The organism is Kribbella sp. NPDC050241 (assembly GCF_044459685.1).
In the GTDB taxonomy this organism is placed as follows: Bacteria; Actinomycetota; Actinomycetes; order Propionibacteriales; family Kribbellaceae; genus Kribbella.
On record NZ_JBITJE010000002.1, the window covers coordinates 303828 to 329619 of the forward strand.

The following is a 25792-nucleotide window of genomic DNA, read 5'->3' on the forward strand; positions in this document are numbered from 1 at the left end:
TATGCCGAGCGTAGGGAGGTAGCCGTGCCTCGACGACCGGCCACGAGCTCTGCTGCCCCCCGACGGGCGCTCGCCCGTGTCTCGGCGCTGCTGCTTCTCGTTGTGGCGGGAGTGCTCGCCACAGCGCAGCCGGCGGGCGCGACGGCGCAGCAACCGGATGCCGACTATCTCAACGCCGCCCACCAGCTCGATCTGACGATCATCCAGGCCTCCCACTCGGGGACGATCCATGGCCAGACCTCGTGCCTGAAAAGCGTCGCTGCCCAGGAGGAACGTGATCATCGCAGGCTCGCCGCGCAGCAGCTCGAGGTCGCCAATCAATTCGGCATCGGGCTGGTGACGCTGCCTACGGCGGCACAGCGTGAGCAGCTCGCCGCGCTTGCGGCCAAAGCCGGGACCTCTGGGTACGACGCCGCCTGGGTGGCGTTGCAGCGGCAGCTGCACCAGCAGTACCTGGCACTGGTCGAGGGCGAGCTGCCGAAGAGCGCCTCGCCTGCCGTCGAGTCAGTGGCCAACGGCGCCAAGCCGGTCATCGAGATGCACCTGCGGACGCTGTCGGGTCCCTGCAAGGACGAGACCGGGCCCCCGGTCGTGTCGACTGGTGAGGGCGGCCAGGTCGCCGATGCCGAGCGGACTCGGTCCCGGGCGGCGATCCTGCTGCTCGGCGTCGGCGTACTGCTCCTTCTCGTCGGCAGGCCGGTCCCGGTCCGGCGACGTCTGCTCGGAGTCGTAGCGGTCGGCTCCGCGCTGGTCATGGTGTTCGGAAGGCCAGGTGACAGCGGGCAGGTCCCGGACGCGAGTGCGTCGGCTGTGGACCGCGAGGCTGCCGTTCCGCCGGTGCGACTGAAGCTGCCAGGAGTTCTGGAGGCATCGGTGCTGCCGGTGGCGACCGCCGGCGACGGGCGGCTGCAGATGCCGGCGTCGGCGGCCGACGTGGGCTGGTGGGCGGCGGGTGCGGCGCCGGGCTCGGCCGGCGGGACGGTGCTGCTGGCCGGCCACGTGGACACGGCTCGCGGTCGCGGAGTGTTCGCCGCGCTCTCGGGGGTGCCGGTGGGCGCGAGGGTTGCGGTGACGGCCGGGGGCGGAGATGTGCACTGGTACCGCATCGTGGCGCGCCGGACCTACCGGCAGGAAGCGTTGCCCGCAGACCTGTTCCACGGTTCGGTGAAGCCCCGGCTGGCGCTGGTGACCTGCACCGGCTCGTACAACCACGCAACGCACCGCTACAGCAGCAATCTCGTGCTCTACGGTGTTCCGGTGGACTGAGCCGCGGCCGTCCTTTTGGTAGTCACTTCCATCTACTCCCAACCGAAGTACGGCCGGTCGTCGACTTTCGGCTGATGCGGGCGGGTGGCCGAGTGGGGGATCGTCGGGGTCGTGGTCAGGGCTTTAACCGATGGTCGCCTGGCCCGGGCGGACGGCAGAATCAACCCACGGGTGGACACACCGGATCCGCCCCGGGTCCGATGTTCTGCACCGGTCCGACCTCGATACTGAACTCAATGCGAGACAACCCGCCCGACCGGGAACACTGGCGCCACCGAACGAGGAGTAGGCGATGATCGAGGCAAAGGGCCTCACCAAGCGATACGGTGCAACTGTTGCCGTTGACAACCTGTCTTTCGAGGTGAAACCCGGCAAGGTGACCGGCTTCCTCGGCCCGAACGGGGCCGGCAAGTCGACCACGATGCGGATGATCCTCGGCCTGGACACCCCGACCTCCGGCGACGTCCGGATCGACGGGCAGCGCTACCGTGACCTGCACCAGCCGCTGACCAAGGTCGGCGCGCTGCTGGACGCCAAGTGGGTGCACCCCAACCGGTCGGCCCGGTCGCACCTGGCCTGGATGGCCGCGTCCAACAAGCTGCCGCAAGGCAGTGTCGACAAGGTGCTGGAGATGGTCGGCCTGACCGCGGTCGCGAACAAGCGGGCCGGCGCCTACTCGCTGGGTATGTCGCAGCGGCTCGGCATCGCCGGTGCGCTGCTCGGTGACCCGGAGGTGCTGCTGTTCGACGAGCCGGTCAACGGCCTCGACCCGGAGGGCATCGTCTGGATCCGCACCTTCATGCACCGGCTGGCCGACGAGGGCCGGACCGTGCTGGTGTCCAGCCACCTGCTGTCCGAGATGGCGCTGACCGCCGAGGAACTGATCGTCATCGGCCGCGGCCGGCTGATCGCCCAGAGCACCACCCAGGAGTTCGTCGACCGCGCCAGCGGTACGACGGTCAAGGTCCGGACTCCGCAACTCGACCAGCTGGCCGGTGTGCTGCAACAGCAGCAGATGGTCACCCGGATCGAGGACGTCGACGACCAGGGCAAGGTCCTGTTCGTCGAGGGCGATCTGACCACCGACCAGGTCGGTGAGGCAGCCGCCGCGCACGGCATCGTGCTGCACGAACTGACCCTGCAGCGCGGCTCGCTGGAGCAGGCGTTCATGCAGATGACCGGGGATTCGGTCGAATACCACGCGCACGACGAGATCGCTGCGGTGACCGCGCTGGACGCGCCGGCCGCCACCGAGGTGGCCGCGGGTCCGAAGGAGGACAACTGACATGTCGGTGATCACAGTCGAGCGGATCAAGCTCTTCTCCACCCGCTCGCCGTGGTGGTGCATGGTCATCGCGGCCTTCCTGACCGTCGGTTTCGCCGCACTCACCACCGGCTTCCTGAACGCCACGGACGAGCCGCAGGCGACGATCTTCATCACCCAGCCGGGCGCGCAGCTCAGCCAGATGGTGATGATGGTGATGGCCGCCCTCGCGGTCACCACCGAGTACCGCTTCGGCACCATCCGGACCAGCTTCCAGGCGGTTCCGCAGCGCGCGACGCTGCTGCTCGGCAAGACCGCGGTCGTGGCCTTCCTGGCCGGGATCGTCGGCCTGATCGCGTCGTTCGGTGCCTGGGGCATCGGCAGCCTGTTCGCCGGCAACGCGGACCTGGCCATCAACACCGGGGCCGAGTGGCGGCTGCTGGCCGGCCAGGGCCTGATCTTCGCGCTGTCCGCGGTGATCGCCGTGGCGGTCGGCATCCTGATCCGGCAGAGCGCCGGTGCGATCGCGATCCTGATCCTCTGGCCGTTGCTGGTGGAGAACCTGGTCACCCTGATCCCCAAGGTCGGCGACGACCTGGCCAAGTGGGCGCCGTTCGCGAACGGCAGTTCGTTCCTGAACCAGGGCCAGGACTTCGGGCTGGCCGGCGCGGGTGCCGGCGGCAGCGACTTCGCCCTCGGTCCCTGGTGGGCCCTGCTGTACTTCGCCGGCTGGGCGGCGGCGCTGATGGTGATCGCTCTGTTCACGGCGAGCAAGCGCGACGCCTGATCGCGATGACGACGATCCCGGCCGTGGTTGAGGGGCCCTGGCCGGGATCGTGAAGCCCGGCCGGGCTGAGGGGTCCTGGCCGCGCTGAGGCCCGTGGAACATGACGTTCCACGGGCCGACCCTTGTTCGGGGCGGTCGCCGTACCACCGCGTAGGGGTGGCGGGCGCGGCGGGAAAGCGTCTAGCCTGCCGCGCATGACCGATTGGGCGCAGGTGCGCGCCGATGATTTCTCCGTCCCGACCGATCGTCCGCTCACCGAGCTCGTCGCCGAGTTGTCCGCGCTGCTGCGCTCCCCGGACCCGGTGCTGCGCGACTCCCAGGCGTACTCGATCCTCGCCACCTGGATCGGCCGCGGCGTATTGTCGGCCGACCAGCTGCGCGCCCTCGGAGACGAGATGGTCGCGCGGTTCGCGGACTCCGAGACGCAGACCCGCACGTTCGCGCCGCTGATCCTGGACTGCATCGTCACCGCAGGTGTCTTCGAGCCGAGCTGGGTGCCGCCGTTCGAACGCTGGTACGTCGCCGAGGAGGACCTGCGCGGGTACGACGCCAAACTCGGCTGGCTGCACGCGATCGCGCACGGCTCCGACCTGCTGGGCGCCCTCGGGCTGCATCCGGCCGTCGAACCGGTGCAGATGCTCCGGTTGGGCATAGGCCGCATTCTGACGCCGACACAGCACGTCCTGCGGGACATGGAGGACGACCGCCTCGGCTACGCCCTGGCGACCACCCTGACCCGCTCAGACCTCACCGAGACCGATGCCACCGGCTGGCTCGACCCCGCCGTCCGTATCCTCGCCAACCCGCCGAGCGAGGGCATTACGCCGGAGGTCACCAACACCATCCGCACGCTGCGGGCCCTCTACCTGCTGGTCGACCATGGCGTTCGTGTGCCGGCTTCCGGCCCGGTGACGCAGATCCCGCACCGCGACCTCGTGAAGGCGAAGATCACCGACGTCGTCCGGATGGTGACGCCGTACTACCTGTGAGCTTCTGGCGTACGGGTGTTGACTTGGTCACATCCAAACATTGTTGACGAAGGATGAGACCCGCATCCGACTTTCGGCTGAGATTTCCCTGAAGTGTCCCCGAGGTACGGCGTGCCGCGGTCCAGGGCGATGTACAGGTGGTTTCCGGTAGAAGCAGAGATCTCGTTCATGACAAGGTCTGTGCTGGTATTGCCGTGGTCCCCTCCCATGGTGGTGCCAACGCCACTATCGCAGTAGTGCCAACACCATCAGATCTGCTCCTTGGCAACGCTAGTTTTTAGGTGACGAAAGCCGTCGGGGGCAAGCGGTTCAGAGAGGGCGCGTGGAAGTCATGGTTGCGACATACCTGAAGAGATGGGTCGGCAGCCGGATCTTGAACAGAACCACCCGCAAGGGTGGTCTCGACCTGTCGAAGATGCGGATGTTCCCCAGCCAGGTCTCGATGCCGCTGCGCCGTCACGGCGTGAACCCGGTGCCGGAGCTGGCCAAGGTGCGCGAGGCCGAGCCCGTGCACAAGCTGGCGCATCTGTTCGGGCTCAACGTCTGGGTGGTGAGCGGGCACGCGGAGGCGAAGGCCGTGCTCGCCGACTCGACGAACTTCAGCAACGACATCCGGCCGCTGGTCGGCTCGGACCCGAACAAGCCGTCGGAGGGGATCGGGGGGCTCGGGTTCACCGACCCGCCGGACCACACCCGGCTGCGGAAGCTGCTGACACCGGAGTTCACCAAGCGGCGGCTGGCGCGGCTGGAGCCGGCGATCGAGAAGATCGTCCAGGACCAGCTGGACCTGATGGAGGCCAAGGGCCCGGTCGCCGACATCGTGTCGGACTTCGCCTTCAACGTGCCGTTCCTGCTGATCGCCGACCTGCTCGGTGTCGAGGAGTCGGACCGCGATCGCTTCCGGGCGCTCGGGCCGGCGCGGTTCGACCTGTCCGGTGGTGGGATCGGGGTGTTCGGTTCGGCCAGCGAGTCCCGCGACTTCCTGTTCGAGATCGTCCGCAAGCAGCGCAAGAACCCGGGCGACGGGCTGATCGGGTCGATCATCCGCGAGCAGGGTGACGACATCGACGACGTCGAGCTCGGTGGGCTCGCCGACGGCGTGTTCCTGGGTGGGTACGAGACGTCCGCGAGCATGCTCGCGCTCGGCACGCTGGTGCTGATGCGCAACCCGGAGAACTTCGAGCGGATCCGCAACGAGCCGGGTGCGGTCGACGCGATCGTCGAGGAGTTGTTGCGGTATCTGACCGTCGTCCAGGTGGCGTTCCCGCGGTTCGCGCGGCAGGACCAGGAGCTGTTCGGTCAGCAGGTGAAGAAGGGTGACCTGGTCGCGGTGTCGCTGTCGGGGGCCGACCGCGACAAGGAGGTGTTCGGGCCGGACGCGGAGGAGTTCTGGCCACGTCGTGCACCGGCGGCGCACCTCGCCTTCGGCCACGGCATGCACCGCTGCGTCGGCGCCGAGCTGGCTCGGATGGAACTCCGGGCCGCGTTCTCCGCGCTGGCTCACCGCTTCCCCGACCTGTCGCTGGCCATCCCCGAGGAACAGCTCCGTTTCCGCGACTTCTCCATCGTCTACGGCGTCGAGACCCTCCCCGTCCAGCTCCACGCCGCAGAGCCCGAGCAGGTAGCCGGCTGACGTGCAGTCCACCGAGCAGTACGCCGCTGGGTTGCCGCGGAAGCGGATGGCGGCGGGGGTGTTGTTCCGGGGTGCGGACGATCGCGTTCTGCTGGTGGAGCCGTCGTACAAGCCGAACTGGGAGCTGCCCGGGGGTGTGGTCGAGGCGAACGAGGCGCCGTGGGTCGCGGCGGCCCGGGAGCTGAGGGAGGAGCTCGGGGCGGAGCGGCCGATCGGGCGGTTGCTGCTGGTCGACCACGTGCACGCGTACGACGGCCGTCTCGAAGGCATGGTCTTCGTCTTCGACGGCGGTGTCGTGACGGAGGCCGACCTGGCCGCGTTCACGTTCCCCGACGGGGAGATCCTGTCCGTGGGCCTCTACTCCCTGACCGACGTACGCGCGCGCGTCAAGCCGCTGTTGGCCGATCGCCTCACCGCCGCTCTCGACGCCGTCCACGAGGGCACAACGGCCCTCTGCGAACACGGCGTACGCGTCGGCTGAGCCCTCAGCTCGGGGTCAGGGCGAAACGTTCGGCGAAGGCGGAGAGCTGGTCGCGTTGCTCGGATGGGTCCGGGCTCGACGTGCCGACCACCAGACGGGTGACTCCCTGGGCGGCGTACGCCTCGAGGGAGGCAGGGGTCAGCTCGATCGAGCCCCAGCGGGTGTAGTCGAGCCTACGGTCGCCTGCCGTGGTCTGAGCCAGGTTCCACTGGGCCACGCGTTCGTCGCCCATCAGCGCGCCGCCGGCGAAGTACCCGTCACCACGCAGTCCCGCCCGCCGGGCCGCGGCGCGGCTCGACCCGCCGACGTGGATCGGCAGTGGGGACAGGGGTTTCGGAAAGCTGTAGACGTTCTTGAACTCGAAGAACTCACCGGAGTAGCTGGCCCCGTCCGCCTCGTCGGACCAGAGCAGCCGCAGTACGTCGATCGCCTCGTCGGCGCGGCGACCGCGGGTGCTGAAATCCACGCCCGCCGCGACTGCCTCACTCGGCAGAACACCGACGCCTACGGTGAGCAGTCGCATCCGCCCTTTCGAGAGCACGTCGATCGTCGCCAGCCGCTTCGCCAGCATCACCGGGCGGTAGTACGGCAGCAGCAACACCCCGGTCCCCAGCAGGATCCGCTCGGTCGCCGCGGCGACGTACGTGAGCAGGTCGAGCGGAGCGCCGTACGGCAGTGTCATCGGCAGCTCGACCCCGCCGAACGTGTCACCAGTGGTCAGCGCCACCCGCTCGGGCACGTAGATCCCTTCGAACCCACACGCCTCCGCGTGCTGCGCGAACGCCGCCAGGTGGTCCGGATCCACCCCGAACATGGGCGTGCTGTAGCTGACCGCGAACTTCATCCCGTTCCCTTCCGTCTTGGGGGCAGCACCTTAGAACATTGCCCCCAAGGTCAAGGCAACTTACCCGCCGAAGAGGCTGTCCACGACACCGTTCGCGCCGCCGAAGGTGTGGTGAACCGGGTTGTTGAAGGTGTGGGGGACTTTGCCAAGGCTCTGGATCCCTCTTGATGCTCGAACCAATCGCAGAGTTACGACCCTTCTGGTTTTGGTGAACTTTTGGGTCCGGAATGGCGGTGGGTAGCTTTGGGATGGCACTAGGTGGTCGTTGGCCGGATCGGGTCGTGACAGAGGTGGGGGTGGGTGGTCACAATGGGCGGTCCGGCCCGAGGTGCGGGTGAGGATCAGGGGAGGCCGCCGGCGGGTATGGGGAGTGGCGAGATGGCGACGGGCGACGTACTGACCGCCCGGATCGCCGCCGCAATGACATCGGCTCAGTCCGGTGGGCATGCGAGCGCGGCTGCCGAGATCGAGCTGATCCGGGCCGAGCTGGGCGGCGTGCCGAGCTACCAGCTTGCCGCGGCGGAGTACGTGCGTGGAGTCACGGCGCACCACGCGAGCGACGCCGACGAGGCGCTCAAGGCCGTTGACGCCTGTGTCGCGGTCGCGAAGGCAATCGACGAACCGGGCTGGGAAGCGAACGCTCTGGCGATCCGCATCATCAACCTCGCCCGCAGCGGCCGAGGTGGAGACACGGTCAACGACCTCGTCGCCGCCGAGCATGCGCTGAGCCGCACGAAGGATCCCGGCCTGACCGCCTGGGCACACACCGGCCTCGGCTACGCGTACGACGTACTGCGCCTCTTCGAGCTGTGCATCCCGCACTACGAACAAGCGGCCCGCGCGGACGCGGACGTGTTCGAGCTGGCCGAGTCGGAGGCGATCGACCGGCTGAATCTCGCCGAGACCTATCTCCGCTGGGCGCATGAGCTCGAGCGCCTGGGCGATCCGTCGTACGTCGGGGAGATTCGCGAGCGGCTCGCATCGGCGGCGTACTGGGCGCGTGAAGGTGAGCGGGTGATCGTCGACGACGAGAGCCAGGAGTTCTGGCGGTTGAGCGCGCGGCTGTGGCTGGCCGGCGCGGCGACCGACCACGATCCGGACTCGGCGGTCGTCGAACTGACGGGGTGCCGCGACGAGATCAGCAAACTGGGTGAGACCGAGCGGCTCGCGATCGCCGGCGCGTATCTGGCCAGGGCTCTGCACGCACAGGGCAAGTCCGAAGAGGCGAAGGCGGCGGCCGATCGGGCCGCGGACGACCTGATTCCCTTGGCGGATCCGGCCACGCACGTGCTGGTTCTGCAGACCCGGTCGGAGATCGCGGCCGCGACCGGTGAGCCGGGAGCCGTTGCAGGCTTGGAGTATGCGCGCTCGGTGGCCCGCGGTTGGTGGAAGGAGCGGCAGCGCGCTCTGACCGCCGTACGGCATGCGCTTGCCGCGCGCGACCTTTCGGCGCGGCACGACGCCGAGTGGCACGCGGCGCGGCAGGATCCCCTGACCGGCGTGGGGAATCGGCGCGCGCTCGACGAGCGGTTGACCGCGGCGCGTGATTCGGGGCGGGCTGTGACCGTGCTCGCCATCGATGTGGACAACCTGAAGGTGGTCAACGACACCTTCGGGCACGCCTGCGGGGACGAATTGCTGCAGGTTGTGGCAAACCTGCTGGTAGAACAGGCGCGAGCAACCGATGCCGTGGTTCGATCGGGTGGCGACGAGTTCGTCGTGGTGCTCGATCAGCCGGACGCCAAGGGCGGTGCGCTGCTGGCACTGCGAATCCGGACCGCGATCAGGGCGATCGCGGCGGCGACGGACAAGCCGTGGCTGCGGCGGCTCGGTTTGAGCATCGGGTACGCCGCGACGGCGGAAGGTGTTGCGGTGGATCAGCTGATCGCGACGGCGGATCGGCGGCTGTACGGCGACAAACGTCGTCAGCGGTGAGGCAGGCACTCAGGGGAGGTTTCTTGCGCGAGACGTCGGGGGTGACGGCGCGGATCGCGGCGGCGATGACCCGGGCCCAGTCGGGGAATCCGGCCGAGGCGGCGACCGAGATCAACCGGTTGCTGGACGAACTCGGGCCGGAGCCCACGCACGAGCGTGCCGCGGCCGAGTACGTGCGGGCCGTCGCGGCGCACCACGGCGCCGACGCGATGGAGGCCCTGGACGCGGTCGAGGCTTGTATCCGGGTCGCGCGGGCTATCGACGAGCCGGGCTGGGAGGCGAACGCGATCGCGATCCGGATCGTCACGCTGATCCGGACCGGCGAGGGTGGCGACTCGGTGGCGGACCTGGTCGCGGCGGAGAATGCGCTGTCCCGGACCCGCGACCTCGGCCTGGCCGGCTGGGCGCACACCGGCCTCGGCTACGCCTACGACCTGCTTCGCCTGTACGAGCTGTGCATCCCGCACTTCGAACTCGCCGCCGAGGGCGACCACGACCCTCTCGGGCTGGCCGAGGCTCCGGCGATCAATCGGCTCAACCTGGCCGAGTCCAACCTCCGCTGGGCGCACGAGCTCGAGCGGCTCGGCGACACGTCGTACGGCGAGGAGATCGCCGAACGCCGGCGGGAGGCGCGCCGGTGGGCCGGTGAGGCGATCCAGGTGATCGTCCGCGCCGACCTGCTCGGGTACTGGCCGATCGCCGGGCGGATGTGGCTGGCCGCCGGCAACGACGACAGCGAGGCGGCCGAAGCCACGGTGATCCTGAAGGACTGCCGGGACCAACTGGCGAAGCTGGGCGACCTGGAGCTGGCCGCCATCGCGGGTGCCTATCTGGCCAAGGCGTACGCCGTCATGGGTCAACTCGACGATGCGATGGAGGCCGCGGACCGGGCCGGCACGGATCTCCCACCGACCTCGGATCCGCCGGTGGAGGCGTTGATCCGGCACACCGCCGTACAGATCGTTGCCGAGTCAGGCGACGCGGGAGCCGTGACAGGCCTGCAGTACGCGCGGGCGATCACCAGGGGCTGGTGGGCGGAGCGGCTGCGCGGCCTGTACGCCGTACGGACCGCACTGGCCAACCATGAGCTGTCGATCAGGCACGATGCGGAGTGGCGTGCGGCGCGCGAGGATCCGCTGACCGGTGTGGGCAATCGGCGGGCGCTGGACGAACGGATGTCGGTGGCCCACGACGCGGCGCGGTCGGTCGCGGTGATCGCCATCGACGTCGACAACCTGAAGGTCATCAACGACAGCTACGGGCACGCCTGCGGCGACGCCGTACTGCGCCGCGTCGGCCAGCTCCTCACCGAGCAGTGCCGGGCCGAGGACGTGGTCGCACGGGCCGGCGGCGACGAGTTCGTGGTGGTGCTGGACAACCCGGACGAGCGCGGCGCACGGGAGCTGGTGGAGCGGATCAAGTCCACGGCCGAGAGGGTCGCGGCGAGCGCGATCGAACCGTGGTTCACGATGCTGCGGCTGAGCATCGGCCAGGCCAGCAGCACCGACGGCGTCGCGGTCGCCGAACTGCTGACCGAGGCGGACCGGCGGATGTACGCCGAGAAACGCCGCCGCCGGAGACAGGTCTAGTAGTCCAGGAACCCTTCGACGACCAGGCGACGAATCTGCGGCAGATAGTCCTGCAGAACCTCCACCGCCGGACGGTCCAACAGGTCGGCCAGGGCAGCGAGGATCTGCCCCGCACTCAGGTCGCCATCACACGCACCGACGAAGCCGGCCATCACGGTGTCGACCTGCTCCGCCCGCCGCATCCCTCGCTGGCGCCGCAGCACGATGGCCGCCGGATCCTCCGCGCCTGGTCGTCCGGTCGTCTCCTGGATCACGTCGTCCGCGACGACCAGATGCAGCCCGGTCAGGTCGGCCGGCATTCCCTCCGCCCGCTCGAACCGCCGCAGTACGTGTGGACCGATCGGCTGCTCGATCTCGTACGGCCACTCCTCGGCGTCGAGCGTCCCTGCCACGTTGTGCAAGGTGATCCAGCCCATGCCGATCGCTTCCACCGCCTGTGCGTCCAGCCAGCGCATCCAGGCGTCGTACTGAGCGGTGTACGACGGTGTGCCGGGGACACCGGCGTCGCGGAGCCAGAGTTCGACGTACTCGGAGGGGTCGAGCCGCTCGCGCTGCACCGCCCAGGCGGACCGATCGCCTGTCCACGCGGCGATCCGGTCACGCCAGTCCTCGCCGCGGACGTACGTCCAGTTGGCGAGCAGCTGGCACCAGCCGTCGTCGGACAGGTGGTTCGGCGCCTGCCGTACCAGTTGCTCGACGAGCGTGTCGCCGGCGAATCCGGCCTCGCGGTACGTCAGCTGATCGTCGCCCGGCGGTGAGATCACGTACGGCGGGTTGCTCACGATCAGGTCGAAGCGCTCGCCCCGCACCGGTTCGAACAGACTGCCTTCGCGGACGTCGAGCTCGATCCGGTTCAGCGCGGCCGTCCACCGGGCCAGCCGGAGCGCGCGCGGGTTCACGTCGGTCGCGACGAGCTGGTCGACCCGGTTGGACAGATGCAGTGACTGGATCCCGCTGCCGGTGCCGATGTCGAGAGCCCGTTCGGCCTTGATCGGCACGGTCAGGTTGACCAGGCTGAGGCTGGCCGACGAGATCCCGAGAGCGTAGTCGCTGCGCATCGGCTCACGACGCCCGTCGAGGCCGGGCGTCAGGTCCGCGATCACCCACCACTGCCGGTCGTCCTCGGCGTACGGCCTGATGTCGAGGAGGGCCCGGGCGGAGCCGCCGTCGATCGTGATGATGCCGAGAGCAACCAAATCCACGCCCGGAAAAGCCTGCAGGACAAGAGTTTCCGGTACGTCGCGTTGCAGCAGGAACAATCTGATGGTCGTGTCCAGGGCGTCGCCGGACGAGGTGCGCCGGCCCGCGAGAGTGGTCTCGTTGCGGGCCAGCGCACCGTTCGCCTGAGGACCCAGCCGGGCGGCCACTCCCTCAACCGTGTACCCGGCTTGTGTGAACGCCTCACGCAGTGCGTCCACGTCGGTCCCCGTCAGTTCGTTCATCCAGCCATTATGGGTTGCAGCTCAGCTTGGCCTCCGCCCAGTCGGCGTGATCGCTGGTGACGCCGTCGCCGCCGTCGGTGACCTGAAGGGTCAAGGTCTGGCCGCCGGTCACGTCCACCGAGACGTTCGCGGTCGGCGACGTACCGGTGAGCAGGTCCGAGGTGTACTTCGCGGTCCCGTCGACGAGGACCTTGAAGCTGACCTTGCCGCGGTCCTCCATCTCGTCGTCGACCCCGGCCTTGGCGGTGAAGGTCGTGCAGTTGGCGCCCATCCGGACACTCACCGACGACGCCGCGTGAGTGCCGAGCCCTTTCGCGTACTGCACGCCGTCGAGGGTGATCGGACCGCCGTCGCCGGCGCCGTCCTCGCCGTTGCTGTGGTCCCGTTCCACCGGACCCCAGCCGTTCGTCGAGTCGAGGAACTCCAGGTCGCTCACCCACTGCTCACCGGTCGGTGCCGGAGGCAACGGTTTGTCGGCGATCGTGGCGGCGAAGAACCCGAGCCCGCCGCCGGGCAGCTTGATCGCCTTCACCGTCTTGCCAGGATCGAGCGGTACGGCGGTGTAGAAGACCCGGTAGTCCGTCGTGGTGTTGGCGAGACCCGCCGGGGTGTAGCGACCCTTCACCGACACTGCCAGCTTGGCGCCACCGGTGGCTGGGTCCTGACAGCACCAGTTCGGGAGCTGGAACGTGCCTTGGGACTCCGTCCCGTCGGTGTAGATGATCGTCACCGAGCCGCGGGCGTTGAGACTCGCGCCTGCGCCCAGGAGGGCGAGATGCGAACCGGTGCCGGAGACAAGGATCGGAGCGGGCTGGTTCTTCACCAGGTTGGGCGTTCCGGGTGCTCCGGTCGGCCAGGTGAACTCGGCATCCTGGACGGTCACCGTCGCGCCAGGTGTGTAGCCGGCGGCCGCGAGTGCCTCGCCGTTGTAGCTGTTGCCGGATCCGTCGAAGTTGCCTTGGGCGTAAGTCGTCGCGTCGCTGATGCCGACAACATTCGCCGCTTGGGACAACGATGCATAAGGCAACTGAGCTGTCGCGACCGCAGTGTTCGTGTAGCTCTCGCCCTGCGCAACATAAGACGCGGCCAGCTCGAGCGTGAAGCTCGCCGGTTTCACCTCGGCGCCGGGAGTGACCTGCAGTTTGGTCGTGACGGTTTGCCCGGGCTGGACGGTGTCGAACACCTTCTGCCCGGCGACGGTCCAACCGGCCGGCGGCTCGAGCGCAAGGTTCACGTTGCGCATGGTTGTCGGGCTGCCGTTGCGGAAGGTGGCAGTCACCTCGGTGGCCTGGCCCGGAGCGTTCCACAGCGAGGGCGTGGTGAGCTCTGGCGTGCCGAAGGTGTTCGCCACATCCGGACCACCGACAGAAGACGTCTCGCTGAGTTGGATCACCGCGGTCCGTGCGGTGGAGATCGGCGCGGTCTGTACCCGGACCACTCCGTTCTCGTAGGTCCAACTGGCCTTGCGGCCGTCCACGGTGACCTCGCGCGGCGCGGTGCCGGTGTGGACTGTCAGCTCATACGGACGGGTTGCGGGCTTGCCGGCGTACGTCCCGACACTCGTGCCGATCTTCACTGTCACGTCGCCGCGGGACTGATTCGGTGCGTCGACCGTGAAGGTCTGGGTGGCGGAGTTCTGCGAACGAGTGACGCGGTCGTCCTCATAGAGGCTGAACGACGACTTCCCCTGCGGGTAGATGTCCAGAGTGAGCCGGTCCCCGAAGCCCTGCTCGGCCGCGGAGTTGATGCCCTGCTTCCACATCGGTACGACGGCACCCGCCTTCACGAACAGCGGCAACGTGTCGAGCGCGGCGTGGTAGCCGTTGACGGTCGTCGGACCCTGGTAGACCCGGCCGGTCCAGTAGTCGATCCACTGGCCCTTCGGCAGGTAGATGCGGCTCTTCACCTCGTCAGCACCCCACATCGGCGCGACCAGGAAGTCCTGACCGGCGAGGAACTCGTACTTCGTGGTGTCGTCCCACGTCTTCGGGTCGTTCGGGTACTCCAGCACCAGCGACCGGTTCAGTGGTGCGCCGGTGCGGTGCGCCTCGGCGGCGTACGTGTAGAAGTACGGCAGCAGGCGCTCGCGGAGCTTGAGGTACTTGCGGTTGATCGAGGTGTACGGCTCGCCGTACGCCCACGGCTGCTTAATCGCCGGGGTGGCCCAGCCGGACATGGTCATGAACGCCGGGTTGAACACCTTCCACTGCATGTCGCGCACATACGAAGTAGCCGAGCCGCCGAAGATGCCGTCCACGTCGCCGGCGCTGTAGGCGATGCCGGAGTTGCCGGAGCCGGTGATGGCGGAGATCTGCCACTTGATGGCGTCCAGCGAACCGCTGTGGTCACCGGTCCACTGCACCGCGCACCGCTGCGCACCGGCCCAGCCCTCCACCATCCAGGCGAAGCCGCGGGCGTTGCTGTACTGCTCGATGCCGTCGTGTGCGGTGTCGCAGGCACTCAGCGCGTGCCGGTAGCCCGGACCGACCCAGGCGACGTCCAGCTTGCGCACCCGCACTCCGGCCTCGCCGACCTCGTCCGCCTGCCGGTCCAGCGACGACTGCGTCCACAGACCCATCTGGATGTCGCGGTCGCGCAGCGCGTCACCGGTCTGCTTGAGCGCGGGGATCTCCCGCTTGCCCCACCAGGTGCCGTCGACCTGCTCGGAGTCGGTGTCGTCGGAGTAGCCGCAGCCGTAGTCGTCGTTGACGAGCATCCAGCCACCGGGCATGTCCTCGTCCTTGAACCGCTGCGCGACCTTGACCGCATCCAGCGTGGTCACCTTGTCCGGGTGCACCTTCCAGTCGTTGCTGGGATCGGGGTCCGTCCCGTAGTGACCGCGGTTGTAGCAGTCCGAGTCGCCGTACTCGAGTCCGTAGATCGGCGGCATGAACGGGCGGCCGGTGAGTTCGGTGTAGCGGTCCAGTGAGGTCTTGAGGTCGCCGATGAAGTAGTACGCGTCGAACCGCTTCTCGTCGTGCTTGGTGACGACGGGATCGGTGAAGCTGTAGCTACCGGGGCTGAACGTGTTCCGGAGTACGCCGTACCCCGCCGTACTCATGTAGTACGGCGAAGCGTTCGGGTTGCCGCCGTCCTCCCAGTTGAAGTCGCGGGTGATGGCGATGGTCTGGTCGCGGTGCGAGAAGCGTCCGTTCTGCATACCACCGCCGAAGAACTGCTCGCTCGGTCCGCGGCCCAGCGACTGGGTGGTGGACGTGTCGTTCCAGGACAGCGGAGCCGTCTCGGCCCAGACCAGTTGGCCGTTGCCGCGGTAGACGCTGAACTTGAGTGGATGCTTCTGCGCGCGGACCTCGACCTTGCCGCTCGTGAGCGAGTAGTACGAGCCGCGGTCCCGCCAGGACGTGTGCGGCGTGCCGTAATCGGTCTTGGTGACGATCGTCGACGCGGGCTCGCTCGGGTCGGTGGGCGGCGTACCGGCCGGGTCGGTGAAGTTCCCGTCGGGCGCCAGCCAGAGCCGGAACACGTCGTCCTTCAGGAAGACGACCCGGACCTTCGCGGCACCGGCCGTCAGTGTGTACGTCGCCTGGTCGGCGGTGAAGCCGGTGACGTCACCGAGCGCGGTGCTGTCGGCCCGCGCTGGAGCGGCCGTGTGCACAAGAGCGCCGGCGATGAGAGCCAAGGCGACTAATGAACGTTTCATGCGGGCGGAGATGTTCACGACTGCCTCACTTCACGCATCTATGAACAAGAGTGCGCTTATTGAAGCTCACCCATCGGCGGTTGTCATCAGCTCGCCGTCATGAAGTTGAGACGAGGTCGCTATCACGGGGTGAAATGCGGTCGTGACGATGAGTCGCATGGCGAACAGGCGTCCCATCCGCACCACCAGTCACACAGTCACCAGGTCTGTGACGCGACGCGGTGTGCTGACGGCAGGGCTGGCCGCAGGCTTGGCGATGGCCGCTCCCGGCGTCGCCCGAGCCGTTCGGTTCGACCCGGAGCACGATGACCCCGACTTCCACCCGGTGACCTTCGAGCTACCGGCGCCGACCGGGCGCAAGGCGCTCGGGACGACGGCCGTCCATCTGATCGACCAGTCCCGGCCGGACCCGAGCATGCCGAGCGGCCGGCGGGAGCTGATGATCAGCATCTGGTACCCGGCCTCGGTGGTCGGCTCGGCGCCGTTCGCGAAGTACATGCCGGCCCGGACCGCCAAGGAGGTGGACAACACCTGGACCGGTGAGTACGGCCTCGCGCTGCCATCCGGCTCGTTCGACTTCGCCGGTACCGAGACGCACTCCCGCATCGACGCGCCGATGCAGCCGATGCGGCATCCCGTCGTACTGTTCTCTCCCGGCTACCAGTACAGCCGTTTCGTCAACACCGCACAGGTCGAGGAGCTGGCCAGCCGCGGGTGCGTCGTGGTGACGATGGACCACACCCACGAGACTCCGGTCGAGTTCCCGGGTGGGCGGTTCCTGCCCGGTGTGCCGGCGTCCCAGTTGCCGGATCCGGTCTTCACCCGGAGGGCGGTCGAGACCCGCACGGCCGACGCGCGGTTCGTGCTGGACCAGCTGGAGCTGATCGCCGCCGGGCAGAATCCCGGTGCCGAGGGCAACGACCTCCCGCCGGGGACGGCGGTCGGGCTCGACCTGCGCCGGGTCGGCATGTTCGGGTTCTCGCTCGGCGGCTACGCGACCGCGAACACGCTGCTCGAGGACCGCCGGATCTCAGCCGGCCTGGACCTGGACGGCACCTTGCAGGACGACCCCGCGAAGGGGCCGCTCGGCGAGGTCGCGCGCAAGGGTCTGGACCGGCCGTTCCTGCTGTTCGGATCGGACACCACCCAGCGGACCGATCCGGACCAGGAGAACTACGACAAGTCCTGGGCCGGCTTCTGGGAGGCCCAGCGCGGCTGGAAGCTGAACCTCAGGCTGGCCGGCGCCAAGCAGAAGGCGTTCACCGACTACCAGTTCGTCTTCGACCAGTTGTTCCGTTCGATCTACGGCGACGACCCGATCATCACGTCGGTGATGACGGCCCTCGTCGGCAAAGCCGACCCCGCGCGCAGCGTGCTCGCGCAGCGCGAGTACCTCGTGGCATTCTTCGACCAGACCCTGCGCCGGCGGCCCGGGCTGCTGCTGCGCGGCGACTCCCCGAAATACCCGGAGATCCGTTTCGCCCGCTGAGACGGCGTACCCTCGGGACAACATCGGGGGTCGGAGGTGGCCGCGCCGCGACGCGCGACGACTGTGGGTGGTTCGCCACTTTCTGAAACCCTGGGAGGCGGACCGGGGGTGGCAGCGGTTACCGTGCGTTGAGAAATGTGTTGCCGTCGGCCGTACCCTGTCCTCGGACGGGGTCGGTCTGTGCCCGGGGAACAGACGTCCGGTCATGGACGTTGCCGCAGGACGAGAGCGAGAGCAAGGAGCGCAGTGGCAGGGGCAGCAGGGACGAAGACATCGGCGGGCAGCCGCCTGGTGATCGTCGAGTCGCCGAAGAAGGCGCGGATGATCGCCGGCTTCCTGGGGTCCGGATACGTGGTGGAGTCGAGCTTCGGCCACATTCGCGACCTGCCGAGCGGGGCGGACGAGATCCCGGCGAAGTACAAGGGCCTGCCCTGGGCGCGGCTCGGCGTCAATGTCGAGGACCACTTCGACCCGCTGTACGTCGTACCGGCGGACAAGCGGGCCCAGATCCGCAAGCTGAAGGATCTGCTCAAGGGCGCCGACGAACTCTTCCTGGCCACCGATGAGGACCGCGAGGGCGAGGCGATCGCCTGGCACCTGCTGGAGGAGCTGAAGCCGCGGGTCCCGGTGAAGCGGATGGTCTTCCACGAGATCACGCCGAAGGCGATCCAGGACGCGGTCGGCAACGCCCGCGACATCGACGAGGCGCTGGTCGACGCGCAGGAGGCGCGCCGGATCCTCGACCGGCTGTACGGCTACGAGGTCTCGCCGGTGCTGTGGAAGAAGGTCATGCCGAAGCTGTCGGCGGGCCGCGTGCAGTCCGTCGCGATCCGGATGGTGGTCGACCGGGAGCGGGAGCGGATCGCGTTCCGCAGCGCGTCGTACTGGGACCTGGACGCCACTCTCGACGCGGGTGAGGGTCGCTCGCCACGGCAGTTCCCGACCCGGCTGATCTCGGTGGACAGCCGACGGGTCGCCCAAGGGCGCGACTTCAGCTCGATCGGCGAGCTGAAGAGCCAGAACACGGTCCACCTGAACGAGGCGACCGCGACCGCACTGGCCGGCGCGCTGCGCGACTCGCAGTTCTCCGTCCGGTCGATCGAGTCCAAGCCGTACACCCGCAAGCCGTACGCGCCGTTCCGGACCACCACGCTGCAGCAGGAGGCCGGCCGCAAGCTCGGCATGTCCGCCTCGCAGACCATGCAGATCGCCCAGCGGCTGTACGAGAACGGCAACATCACCTATATGCGTACGGACAGCGTCACGCTGTCCGACACCGCGATCACCGCGGCCCGGGCCCAGGTCCGGGAGCTGTACGGCGCGTCGTACCTGCCGGACAAGCCGCGCGTCTACACCTCCAAGGTGAAGAACGCGCAGGAGGCGCACGAGGCGATCCGGCCGGCCGGTGAGGTCTTCCAGACCCCGGCGCAGACCGGTCTGTCCGGTGCGGAGTACCGGCTGTACGAGCTGATCTGGATGCGCACCATCGCGTCCCAGATGAAGGACGCCGAGGGCCGCAGCGTCTCGATCCGGATCGACGCGACCGCGTCGACCGGTGAGAAGTGCGAGTTCACCTCGTCCGGCCGGGTGATCACCTTCCACGGCTTCCTGAAGGCGTACGTCGAGGGCGCGGACGACCCGTCCGCCGGGACGGACGACCAGGAGACCCGGCTGCCCGACGTGACCGAGGGCGACGTACTGCCCGCGGTCGAGGTGCTCGCCTCCGGGCACGAGACCAAGCCGCCGGCCCGCTACACCGAGGCCACGCTGATCCGGGAGATGGAAGAGCGCGAGATCGGCCGCCCGTCGACGTACGCGACCATCCTCGGCACGAACGTGGCCCGCGGGTACATCTACAAGAAGGGCCAGGCGCTGGTGCCGGCCTGGCTGGCGTTCGCGGTCGTGCGGCTGCTGGAGGAGCACTTCACCCGGCTGGTCGACTACACGTTCACCGCGTCGATGGAGGACATCCTCGACGAGGTCGCGGCCGGCAACCTGCAGCGCGAGGGCGTGCTCGGCCGGTTCTACTTCGGTCACGACGATGTCGAGGGCCTGCAGTCGATGGTCAGCGACCTGGGCGACATCGACGCCCGGGAGATGTCGACGTTCCCGGTCGGCGGCGACGACTCCGGGATCGTGCTCCGGGTCGGTCGCTACGGGCCGTACGTCGAGGACAAGGACGAGCGGCGCGCCAATGTGCCGGAGGACCTGCCGCCGGACGAGCTGACCGTGGGGAAGGCCCAGGAGCTGCTCAGCCAGCCGTCGGGGGTCGAGCACGAGCTGGGGAACGCGCCCGACACCGGGCTGAAGGTGGTGGCGAAGGCCGGGCGGTTCGGGCCGTACGTGACCGAGGTGCTGCCCGAGGACGCGCCGAAGAGCGCCAAGCCGCGGACCGGTTCGCTGCTGAAGTCGATGACGCTGGAGAGCATCGACCTCGGCGACGCGATGAAGCTGCTGTCGCTGCCGCGGGTGGTCGGCAAGGATCCGGACAGCGGCGACGAGATCACCGCGCAGAACGGGCGCTACGGGCCGTACCTGAAGAAGGGGACGGACTCGCGGTCGCTGTCGTCCGAGGAGCAGATGTTCGACATCACCCTCGAGGAAGCTCTTCGTATTTATGCCGAGCCGAAGCAACGTGGCCGTAGGGCCGCGGCGCCGCCGCTGAAGGAGCTGGGCGAGGACCCGGAGTCGGGCAAGCCGGTGGTGGTCAAGGAGGGCCGCTTCGGTCCGTACGTGACCGACGGCGAGACCAACGCGACCCTGCGCAAGGACGACGCTGTCGAGACGATCTCGCTGCTGCGCGCGGCCGAGCTGCTCGCCGACAAGCGGGCCCGTGGACCGGTGAAGAAGACGGCCCGGAAGTCGCCGGCGAAGAAGACCGCGGCGAAGAAGACGGCGGCCAAGAAGACCACGGCCAAGAAGACGACCACCAAGAAGGCCGCCGCGAAGAAGACGGCGACCAAGAAGACGGCGGCGAAGAAGTCCTAGTGTCGCTGACGGGAGACTGGTGAGGAGGCCGATGTGACGAGTGCTGTCGAGGTCACCGCGCAGCGGCTGCGGGACCGTGGCGAGCGCGTCACACCGGCGCGGCTGGCGGTCGTCGAGGTGCTCGCCGGCACGGAGGAGCACCTCAGCGCCGAGCAGATCGGCGAGCGGGCGGAGGAGCTGCGGCCGGGGATCCACCGCGCCACCGTCTACCGGGCTCTGGACGCGCTCGGCGAGTTCGGCCTCGTCACACATGTCCACCTCGGCCGCGCGGGGACGACGTACCACCTGGCCGGGGATCTCGCGCCTCGTCACCTGCACCTGCGCTGCTCCGAGTGCGGCACCGTGTACGACGCTCCCGGCGACATCCTCGAGGCCGCCCGGAAGAAGGTCCAGCGCGAGCTCGGCTTCCAGCTGGCCCCCGAGCAGGTAGCCCTCGTCGGCATCTGCATGGACTGCCAGGCCTGACCGCACCCGCACCCGCGCCCCCCGCCTCCCGCCTCCCGAGCGCCCGAGCGCCCCGGCCCAGCCCCGCGGTGCGCGTCCTCGACCCCGCGCCGCCGGCCCCGCGTCTCATGGGCTGACCCATCAGAGTGTGGGTTGACCCACGGCATGCGGCTGGCCAACCCCCTGTCTCATGGGTCAGCCCATCAGATCCCGCTTGCGGCTCCCCGACGTCCCGTTTGATGGGTCCGCCCATCAGAGCGGGGGTTTACCCACGGCATGCGGCTGGCCAACCCCCTGTCTCATGGGTCAGCCCATCAGATCCCGCTTGCGGCTCGCCGACGTCCCGTTTGATGGGTCCGCCCATCAGAGCGGGGGTTGACCCACGGCATGCGGCTGGCCAACCCCCTGTCTCATGGGTCAGCCCATCAGATCCCGCTCGCGGCTCGCCGACGTCCCGTTTGATGGGTCCGCCCATCAGAGCGGGGGTTGACCCACGGCCTGCGGCTGGCCAACCCATCGTCTGAGGGGTCAACCCACGAGACGGGGGACGGGTTGGGCTGGGAGGGGTGGGGTGGGGTGGGGTGGGGTTGTCCATATCTGTTCATCGGTGTGGATTCGTGAACAAGGTTGGCTTAGGGTCGGTGGGTGTGACGGATGACCTGAGCTATGTCGAGGACTTTGCCCCCGGTGCGGGCGTACTTCCCCCGCGGGCCTGGCTGGACGACGACGCGGAGCGGATCCCGCTCAGCGGGGACTGGAGCTTTCGGCTGTCCCCGAGCGTGGCCGACGCCCCCGACGACCTGAAGGACCCGGACACCACCGGGTGGGACACCATCGCGGTCCCCGGGCATTGGCAGCTCAGCGGGTACGGCGCCCCCGCGTACACGAACGTGGTCTATCCGTTCCCGCTCGAGCCGCCGTACGTGCCGACGGACAACCCGACCGGTGACTACGTCCGGACCGTGACGATCCCGGCGGACTGGTCCGGTGCGCGGGTCGTGCTGCGGTTCGAGGGCGTCGACTCGAGGTTCGCCGTCCATGTCAACGGCTCGATGGTCGGCTGGTCCTCGGGTTCGCGGCTGCCGTCGGAGTTCGATCTGACGGAGTTGGTTGCTCCGGGCAAGGAAGCGCGGATCGCCGTCCGTGTGCACCAATGGTCGGCCGGCAGCTATGTCGAGGACCAGGACATGTGGTGGCTGTCCGGGATCTTCCGCGAGGTGAATCTGCTCGCGCTCAAGCCGTCCGCTCCCACCGACGTCTTCGTGAAGGCCGCCTACGACCATCTCGACAGCGCGGGCACGCTGCTGGTGGAGTCCGACGTACCTGGCACGGTGAGCGTGCCTTCGTTGGGGCTGGAGCTTGCGACCGGGGAGCATGTCCGGATCGAGAAGGTCGAGCCGTGGAGCGCCGAGGTGCCGCGGTTGTACGACGGTGTGCTGCGGACCGAAGGTGGTGAGGTTCGGCTGCGGATCGGGTTCCGTACGGTCGCGATCGTCGACGGCGTACTCGAGGTCAACGGCAACCGGGTGCTGTTCAACGGCGTCAACCGGCATGAGTTCCACCCCGATCGCGGTCGCGCGCTGACCGAGCAGGACATGCTGGACGACGTACTGCTGATGAAGCGGGCCGGGATCAACGCGGTCCGGACCAGCCACTACCCGCCGCACCCGCACTTCCTGTCGCTGTGTGACTCCTACGGCCTGTACGTGATCGACGAGTGCGATCTGGAGACGCACGGGTTCGGGTACGAGCCGGAGCCGCCGAAGCTGCCGAACCCGGTGATGGACGTGCGGTTCCGCGAGGACCTGGTGGCGCGGATGGCGCGCACAGTGCACCGGGACAAGAACCACCCGTCGATCATCATCTGGTCGCTCGGCAACGAGTGCGGGATGGGCGAGAACCTCCGCGCGATGTATGACCTGGCGAAGGAGATCGACCCGTCGCGGCCGGTGCACTACGAGCGCGACACCGAGGCGGAGTTCGTCGACATCTACTCGCGGATGTACACCTCGCCGGAGGGGTGTGCGGAGATCGGGGCGGACACCTCGCTGTACCGGAATCTGCCGTTCATCCTGTGCGAGTACGGGCACGCGATGGGCAACGGGCCGGGTGGGTTGCTCGACTACCGCGAGGTGTTCGACAAGTACCCGCGCTGCCAGGGCGGCTTCATCTGGGAGTGGATCGACCACGGCATCCGGACCACCATCGACGGGCGCGAGGTCTCCGCGTACGGCGGTGACTTCGGCGAGACGATCCACGACGGGAACTTCGTCTGCGACGGACTGCTGTTCCCTGACCGGACGCCGTCGCCGGGCATGCTCGAATACGTGAAGGTGATCGAGCCGCTGCGCATCGTTGCCGATGGCAACGGTGGGGTGTCGGTGACGAGCCGGTACGAGGTGCTGGACACGAGCCACCTGACGTTCCGGATGGTGCTGGAGGTCGCGGGTGAGCGGGTCGGAGAAGGCACGCTGCCGGTTCCGGTGCTCGCGCCCGGTGAGACCGCGACGCTCGTGCTGCCGCCGGGCGTGCACAAGCGGGTCGACGGGGGTGAGTCCGAGATCTGGGTGACCGTCACGGCTGAGCTCACCGAGGCCACTTCCTGGGCGGAGGCCGGTCACCGGATCGCCTGGGGTCAGCTCCGGATGGACGAGCCGGCCGGAGAGCCGGCCCGCCCAGCGGGGGTGTCGGCTACCAATGTGGTGGCTGGCGTCGGCGGGATCTCCTTCGGCGACGTGCGGGACGCTCGGCTGGATGTTTGGCGGGCGCCGATCGACAACGACGCGAACCCGGGGGTTGCGGACGCGTGGCGTGAGCAGGGGCTGCATCGGGTGCAGCACCGGATCGTGTCGCAGGGCGAACGTGATGGTGCCTGGGAGGTCGTCACCCGGACCGCGCCGCCTCAGCTGCAGTGGGGTCTCGTCAGCACCTGGCGCTGGACCGCTGTCGACGGTGCGGTCGTTCTCGAGCTGAACGTCGTACCTGAAGGTCAGTTCCCGGAGGTGCTGCCGCGGCTCGGCATCACGTTCGAGCTGCCGAAGGTGGAGCGGGTCGAGTGGTTCGGCACCGGCCCGAACGAGGCGTACGTCGACACCCGCGAGGCGGCGGCGGTCGGCAGGTACTCGGCCACGGTCGCCGAACTGCAGACGCCGTACGTCCGTCCCCAGGAGAACGGCCACCGCATCGACACCCGCTGGGCCACCCTCGACGGCCTCCGGATCGAAGCGCTCGGCCCCCTCTTCGGCCTCACCGTCCGCGACTGGACCACCCAGGCCCTCGAGACCGCCAAACACACAGCAGACCTGACCCCCGGCGACACCACGTACGTAACCCTCGACATCGCCCAAACCGGCGTAGGCACAGCCGCCTGCGGCCCAGCCCTCCCAGACCGAGACAAACTCAAACCCGCCCCCGCCACCCTCACCCTCCGCTTCACGACCGCGTAGGCGGACCGGCAGGCCATCACGACTGGGCGAACCCGAGCGGCTCCCGCCTGTGGGTCTCGAGGACTCCGCGATTGTGATGGCCTGGCGATCCGCAGAACCCTTCAGATGGCGATGGCCGGCCGGGGGTGGACTCGGTTGGCCGGTGGGTTGTAGGTCTGCCAGGCGGTGGCTAGGCGGGCTACTGCTTCGGTTAGTTCATCTGGGCGGGCTCGGAAGTGGAGGCGGAGGTAGGGGTCGGCGGCGCCGGTCACGTCCAGGCCGGCGCCGGGGAGGATGGCCAGGCCCTGGCGGAGAGCGGATTGGGCGAAGGAGTTGCCGTCGCCGTGGGGGAGGCGGGCCCAGAGGGTTTGGCCGCCGCGGACGGGTGGGACGTGCCAGGTCGGGAGGTGTTCGGCCAGGAGGGCGTGCAGGTGGTCGTGGCGGGTCTCCAGCTCCCGCGCCAGGCCCAGGTCGTCGAGCTGCGTGACCAGGTGTGCGGCGGCCAGCTGGGTGGGGACGTTGCCGCCGAGGTCGTGGACTGCGCGGACGCGGGCCAGGCGCGTGATGAGCGGAGCAGGTGCGCGGACCCAGCCGATGCGTAGCCCGCCCCAGATGCTCTTGCTCAGTGAGCCGACCGAGATCACCGCATCGCTGTACGCCGCCAATGGCTTCAATCGCGGCTCACCAGGGAAGCCGAGATCCGCCGGCACCTCGTCCTCGATCAGAGGTACGTCCGCCGCCGCAGCCGCCCGCGCCAACCGCTGCCGGGCCAGCGGAGACAGCACCGTCCCCGTCGGGTTGTGGTACGTCGGGATCACATAAGCCAACGCCGGACGCCGTTCCCGCACCGCGGCCTCGAAGCCCTCCAGACCAACCGGCAGCCCACGCAGCACCGCCGCCCCCTCCCGGAACGCCTCCAGTGCACCCGGGTACGTCGGAGCCTCGACCAGGACCTGATCCCCAGGAGACAGCAGCGTGTGCGCCAGCAACGAGAGCGCCTGCTGACCACCGTTCGACACCAGGATCTGCTCCGGCGTCGTCGGTACGCCGTACTCCGCATAACGCCGAGCGATCGCCTCCCGCAGGACCGGTACGCCGTACGGGTAGTAGCCGATGTCGCCGCTGATCTTCCCGAGTTCCGGAACGATCCGCGCGTACGCCTCCGCTACCTGCGGCGGCGGATCCTCCGGCGCGGCACAGATCGCGAGCAGTACGCCGTCGTCGTGCGACTCCAGCGAGTCCAGGAAGATCGGGTCCACCGGCGCGTCCTCGACCGCGGCCCCAGACGGGACTCCAGCCACCCGCGTCCCACTGCCCTGGCGCCGAGTGATCCGCCCTTCGGAGCGCAGCAGCTCGTAGGCGGCCACCACCGTCGTACGCCCGACGGCCAGCGCTCCAGCCAGCGCCCGGTCCGGCGGCAGCAGTGCGCCCGCAGGCAGCTCACCGTCGTCGATCAGCCGGCGCATCCTGGCCGCGAGCAGCACGTACAGCGGGCCGCGGCCCGACGACCAGCGTCCCAAATGCTCACTCAGCTCGATTGGTCTCATCTGCAAAC

Annotated in this window: 16 protein-coding genes; 12 read left to right on the plus strand and 4 right to left on the minus strand. The window is 68.8% G+C overall.

Annotation, left to right across the window (positions count from 1 at the left end; genetic code table 11):
- The first annotated feature begins 24 nt into the window (after nt 1-24).
- The 6 genes from ACIBG5_RS09400 to ACIBG5_RS09425 all read left to right on the plus strand — a co-directional run bounded on the left by ACIBG5_RS09400 (nt 25) and on the right by ACIBG5_RS09425 (nt 6420).
- Complete coding sequence (locus ACIBG5_RS09400; RefSeq protein ID WP_396391062.1) at nt 25-1266, plus strand: DUF4142 domain-containing protein; 1242 nt, start codon at nt 25-27, stop codon at nt 1264-1266.
- Between the two features lie 292 nt (nt 1267-1558).
- Nucleotides 1559-2551, plus strand: coding sequence for an ABC transporter ATP-binding protein (locus ACIBG5_RS09405; RefSeq protein WP_396391063.1), 993 nt, complete (start codon nt 1559-1561; stop codon nt 2549-2551).
- 1 nt (nt 2552) lies between these two features.
- Entirely contained in the window at nt 2553-3317 is a 765-nt protein-coding gene (locus ACIBG5_RS09410; RefSeq protein WP_396391064.1) for an ABC transporter permease, read from the plus strand.
- A 194-nt stretch (nt 3318-3511) separates the two neighbouring features.
- Entirely contained in the window at nt 3512-4306 is a 795-nt protein-coding gene (locus ACIBG5_RS09415; protein WP_396391065.1) for a DUF2785 domain-containing protein, read from the plus strand.
- A gap of 373 nt (nt 4307-4679) precedes the next feature.
- On the plus strand, nt 4680-5939 hold the full coding sequence (locus ACIBG5_RS09420; RefSeq protein WP_396391066.1) for a cytochrome P450: 1260 nt from the start codon (nt 4680-4682) through the stop codon (nt 5937-5939).
- Between the two features lies 1 nt (nt 5940).
- Nucleotides 5941-6420: an NUDIX domain-containing protein gene (locus ACIBG5_RS09425; protein ID WP_396391068.1), complete on the plus strand. Its 480-nt coding sequence runs from the start codon at nt 5941-5943 to the stop codon at nt 6418-6420.
- A gap of 4 nt (nt 6421-6424) precedes the next feature.
- On the opposite strand, the gene ACIBG5_RS09430 is transcribed toward ACIBG5_RS09425, so the two are convergent.
- A complete protein-coding gene (locus ACIBG5_RS09430) occupies nt 6425-7264 on the minus strand; it encodes a TIGR03619 family F420-dependent LLM class oxidoreductase (protein WP_396391069.1) in 840 nt (279 codons plus the stop codon).
- A 378-nt stretch (nt 7265-7642) separates the two neighbouring features.
- Between ACIBG5_RS09430 and ACIBG5_RS09435 the strand changes: the two genes are divergently transcribed.
- Together ACIBG5_RS09435 and ACIBG5_RS09440 are read left to right on the plus strand one after the other, a co-directional pair.
- Nucleotides 7643-9199, plus strand: coding sequence for a diguanylate cyclase (locus tag ACIBG5_RS09435; protein WP_396391070.1), 1557 nt, complete (start codon nt 7643-7645; stop codon nt 9197-9199).
- A 23-nt stretch (nt 9200-9222) separates the two neighbouring features.
- The gene (locus ACIBG5_RS09440; RefSeq protein WP_396391071.1) at nt 9223-10788 is read left to right on the plus strand and encodes a diguanylate cyclase; all 1566 of its coding nucleotides are present in this window, start codon (nt 9223-9225) and stop codon (nt 10786-10788) included.
- On the opposite strand, the gene ACIBG5_RS09445 is transcribed toward ACIBG5_RS09440, so the two are convergent.
- Together ACIBG5_RS09445 and ACIBG5_RS09450 are read right to left on the minus strand one after the other, a co-directional pair.
- Nucleotides 10785-12230: a methyltransferase gene (locus ACIBG5_RS09445; protein WP_396391072.1), complete on the minus strand. Its 1446-nt coding sequence runs from the start codon at nt 12228-12230 to the stop codon at nt 10785-10787. The genes ACIBG5_RS09440 and ACIBG5_RS09445 overlap by 4 nt on opposite strands.
- A gap of 7 nt (nt 12231-12237) precedes the next feature.
- A complete protein-coding gene (locus ACIBG5_RS09450; protein WP_396391073.1) occupies nt 12238-15891 on the minus strand; it encodes an NPCBM/NEW2 domain-containing protein in 3654 nt (1217 codons plus the stop codon).
- A gap of 208 nt (nt 15892-16099) precedes the next feature.
- On the opposite strand from ACIBG5_RS09450, the gene ACIBG5_RS09455 reads away from it, so the two are divergent.
- The 4 genes from ACIBG5_RS09455 to ACIBG5_RS09470 all read left to right on the plus strand — a co-directional run bounded on the left by ACIBG5_RS09455 (nt 16100) and on the right by ACIBG5_RS09470 (nt 24258).
- Entirely contained in the window at nt 16100-17380 is a 1281-nt protein-coding gene (locus ACIBG5_RS09455) for an alpha/beta hydrolase (RefSeq protein ID WP_396391074.1), read from the plus strand.
- A 246-nt stretch (nt 17381-17626) separates the two neighbouring features.
- Entirely contained in the window at nt 17627-20368 is a 2742-nt protein-coding gene (topA, locus tag ACIBG5_RS09460; RefSeq protein ID WP_396391075.1) for a type I DNA topoisomerase, read from the plus strand.
- Between the two features lie 33 nt (nt 20369-20401).
- Entirely contained in the window at nt 20402-20833 is a 432-nt protein-coding gene (locus ACIBG5_RS09465) for a Fur family transcriptional regulator (RefSeq protein ID WP_396391076.1), read from the plus strand.
- A gap of 626 nt (nt 20834-21459) precedes the next feature.
- Complete coding sequence (locus ACIBG5_RS09470) at nt 21460-24258, plus strand: glycoside hydrolase family 2 TIM barrel-domain containing protein (protein ID WP_396391078.1); 2799 nt, start codon at nt 21460-21462, stop codon at nt 24256-24258.
- 101 nt (nt 24259-24359) lie between these two features.
- Here the strand turns inward: ACIBG5_RS09470 and ACIBG5_RS09475 are convergent, their stop codons facing one another.
- Nucleotides 24360-25784, minus strand: a complete 1425-nt coding sequence (locus ACIBG5_RS09475; RefSeq protein WP_396391079.1) for a PLP-dependent aminotransferase family protein — start codon at nt 25782-25784, stop codon at nt 24360-24362.
- Nucleotides 25785-25792: the final 8 nt, after the last annotated feature.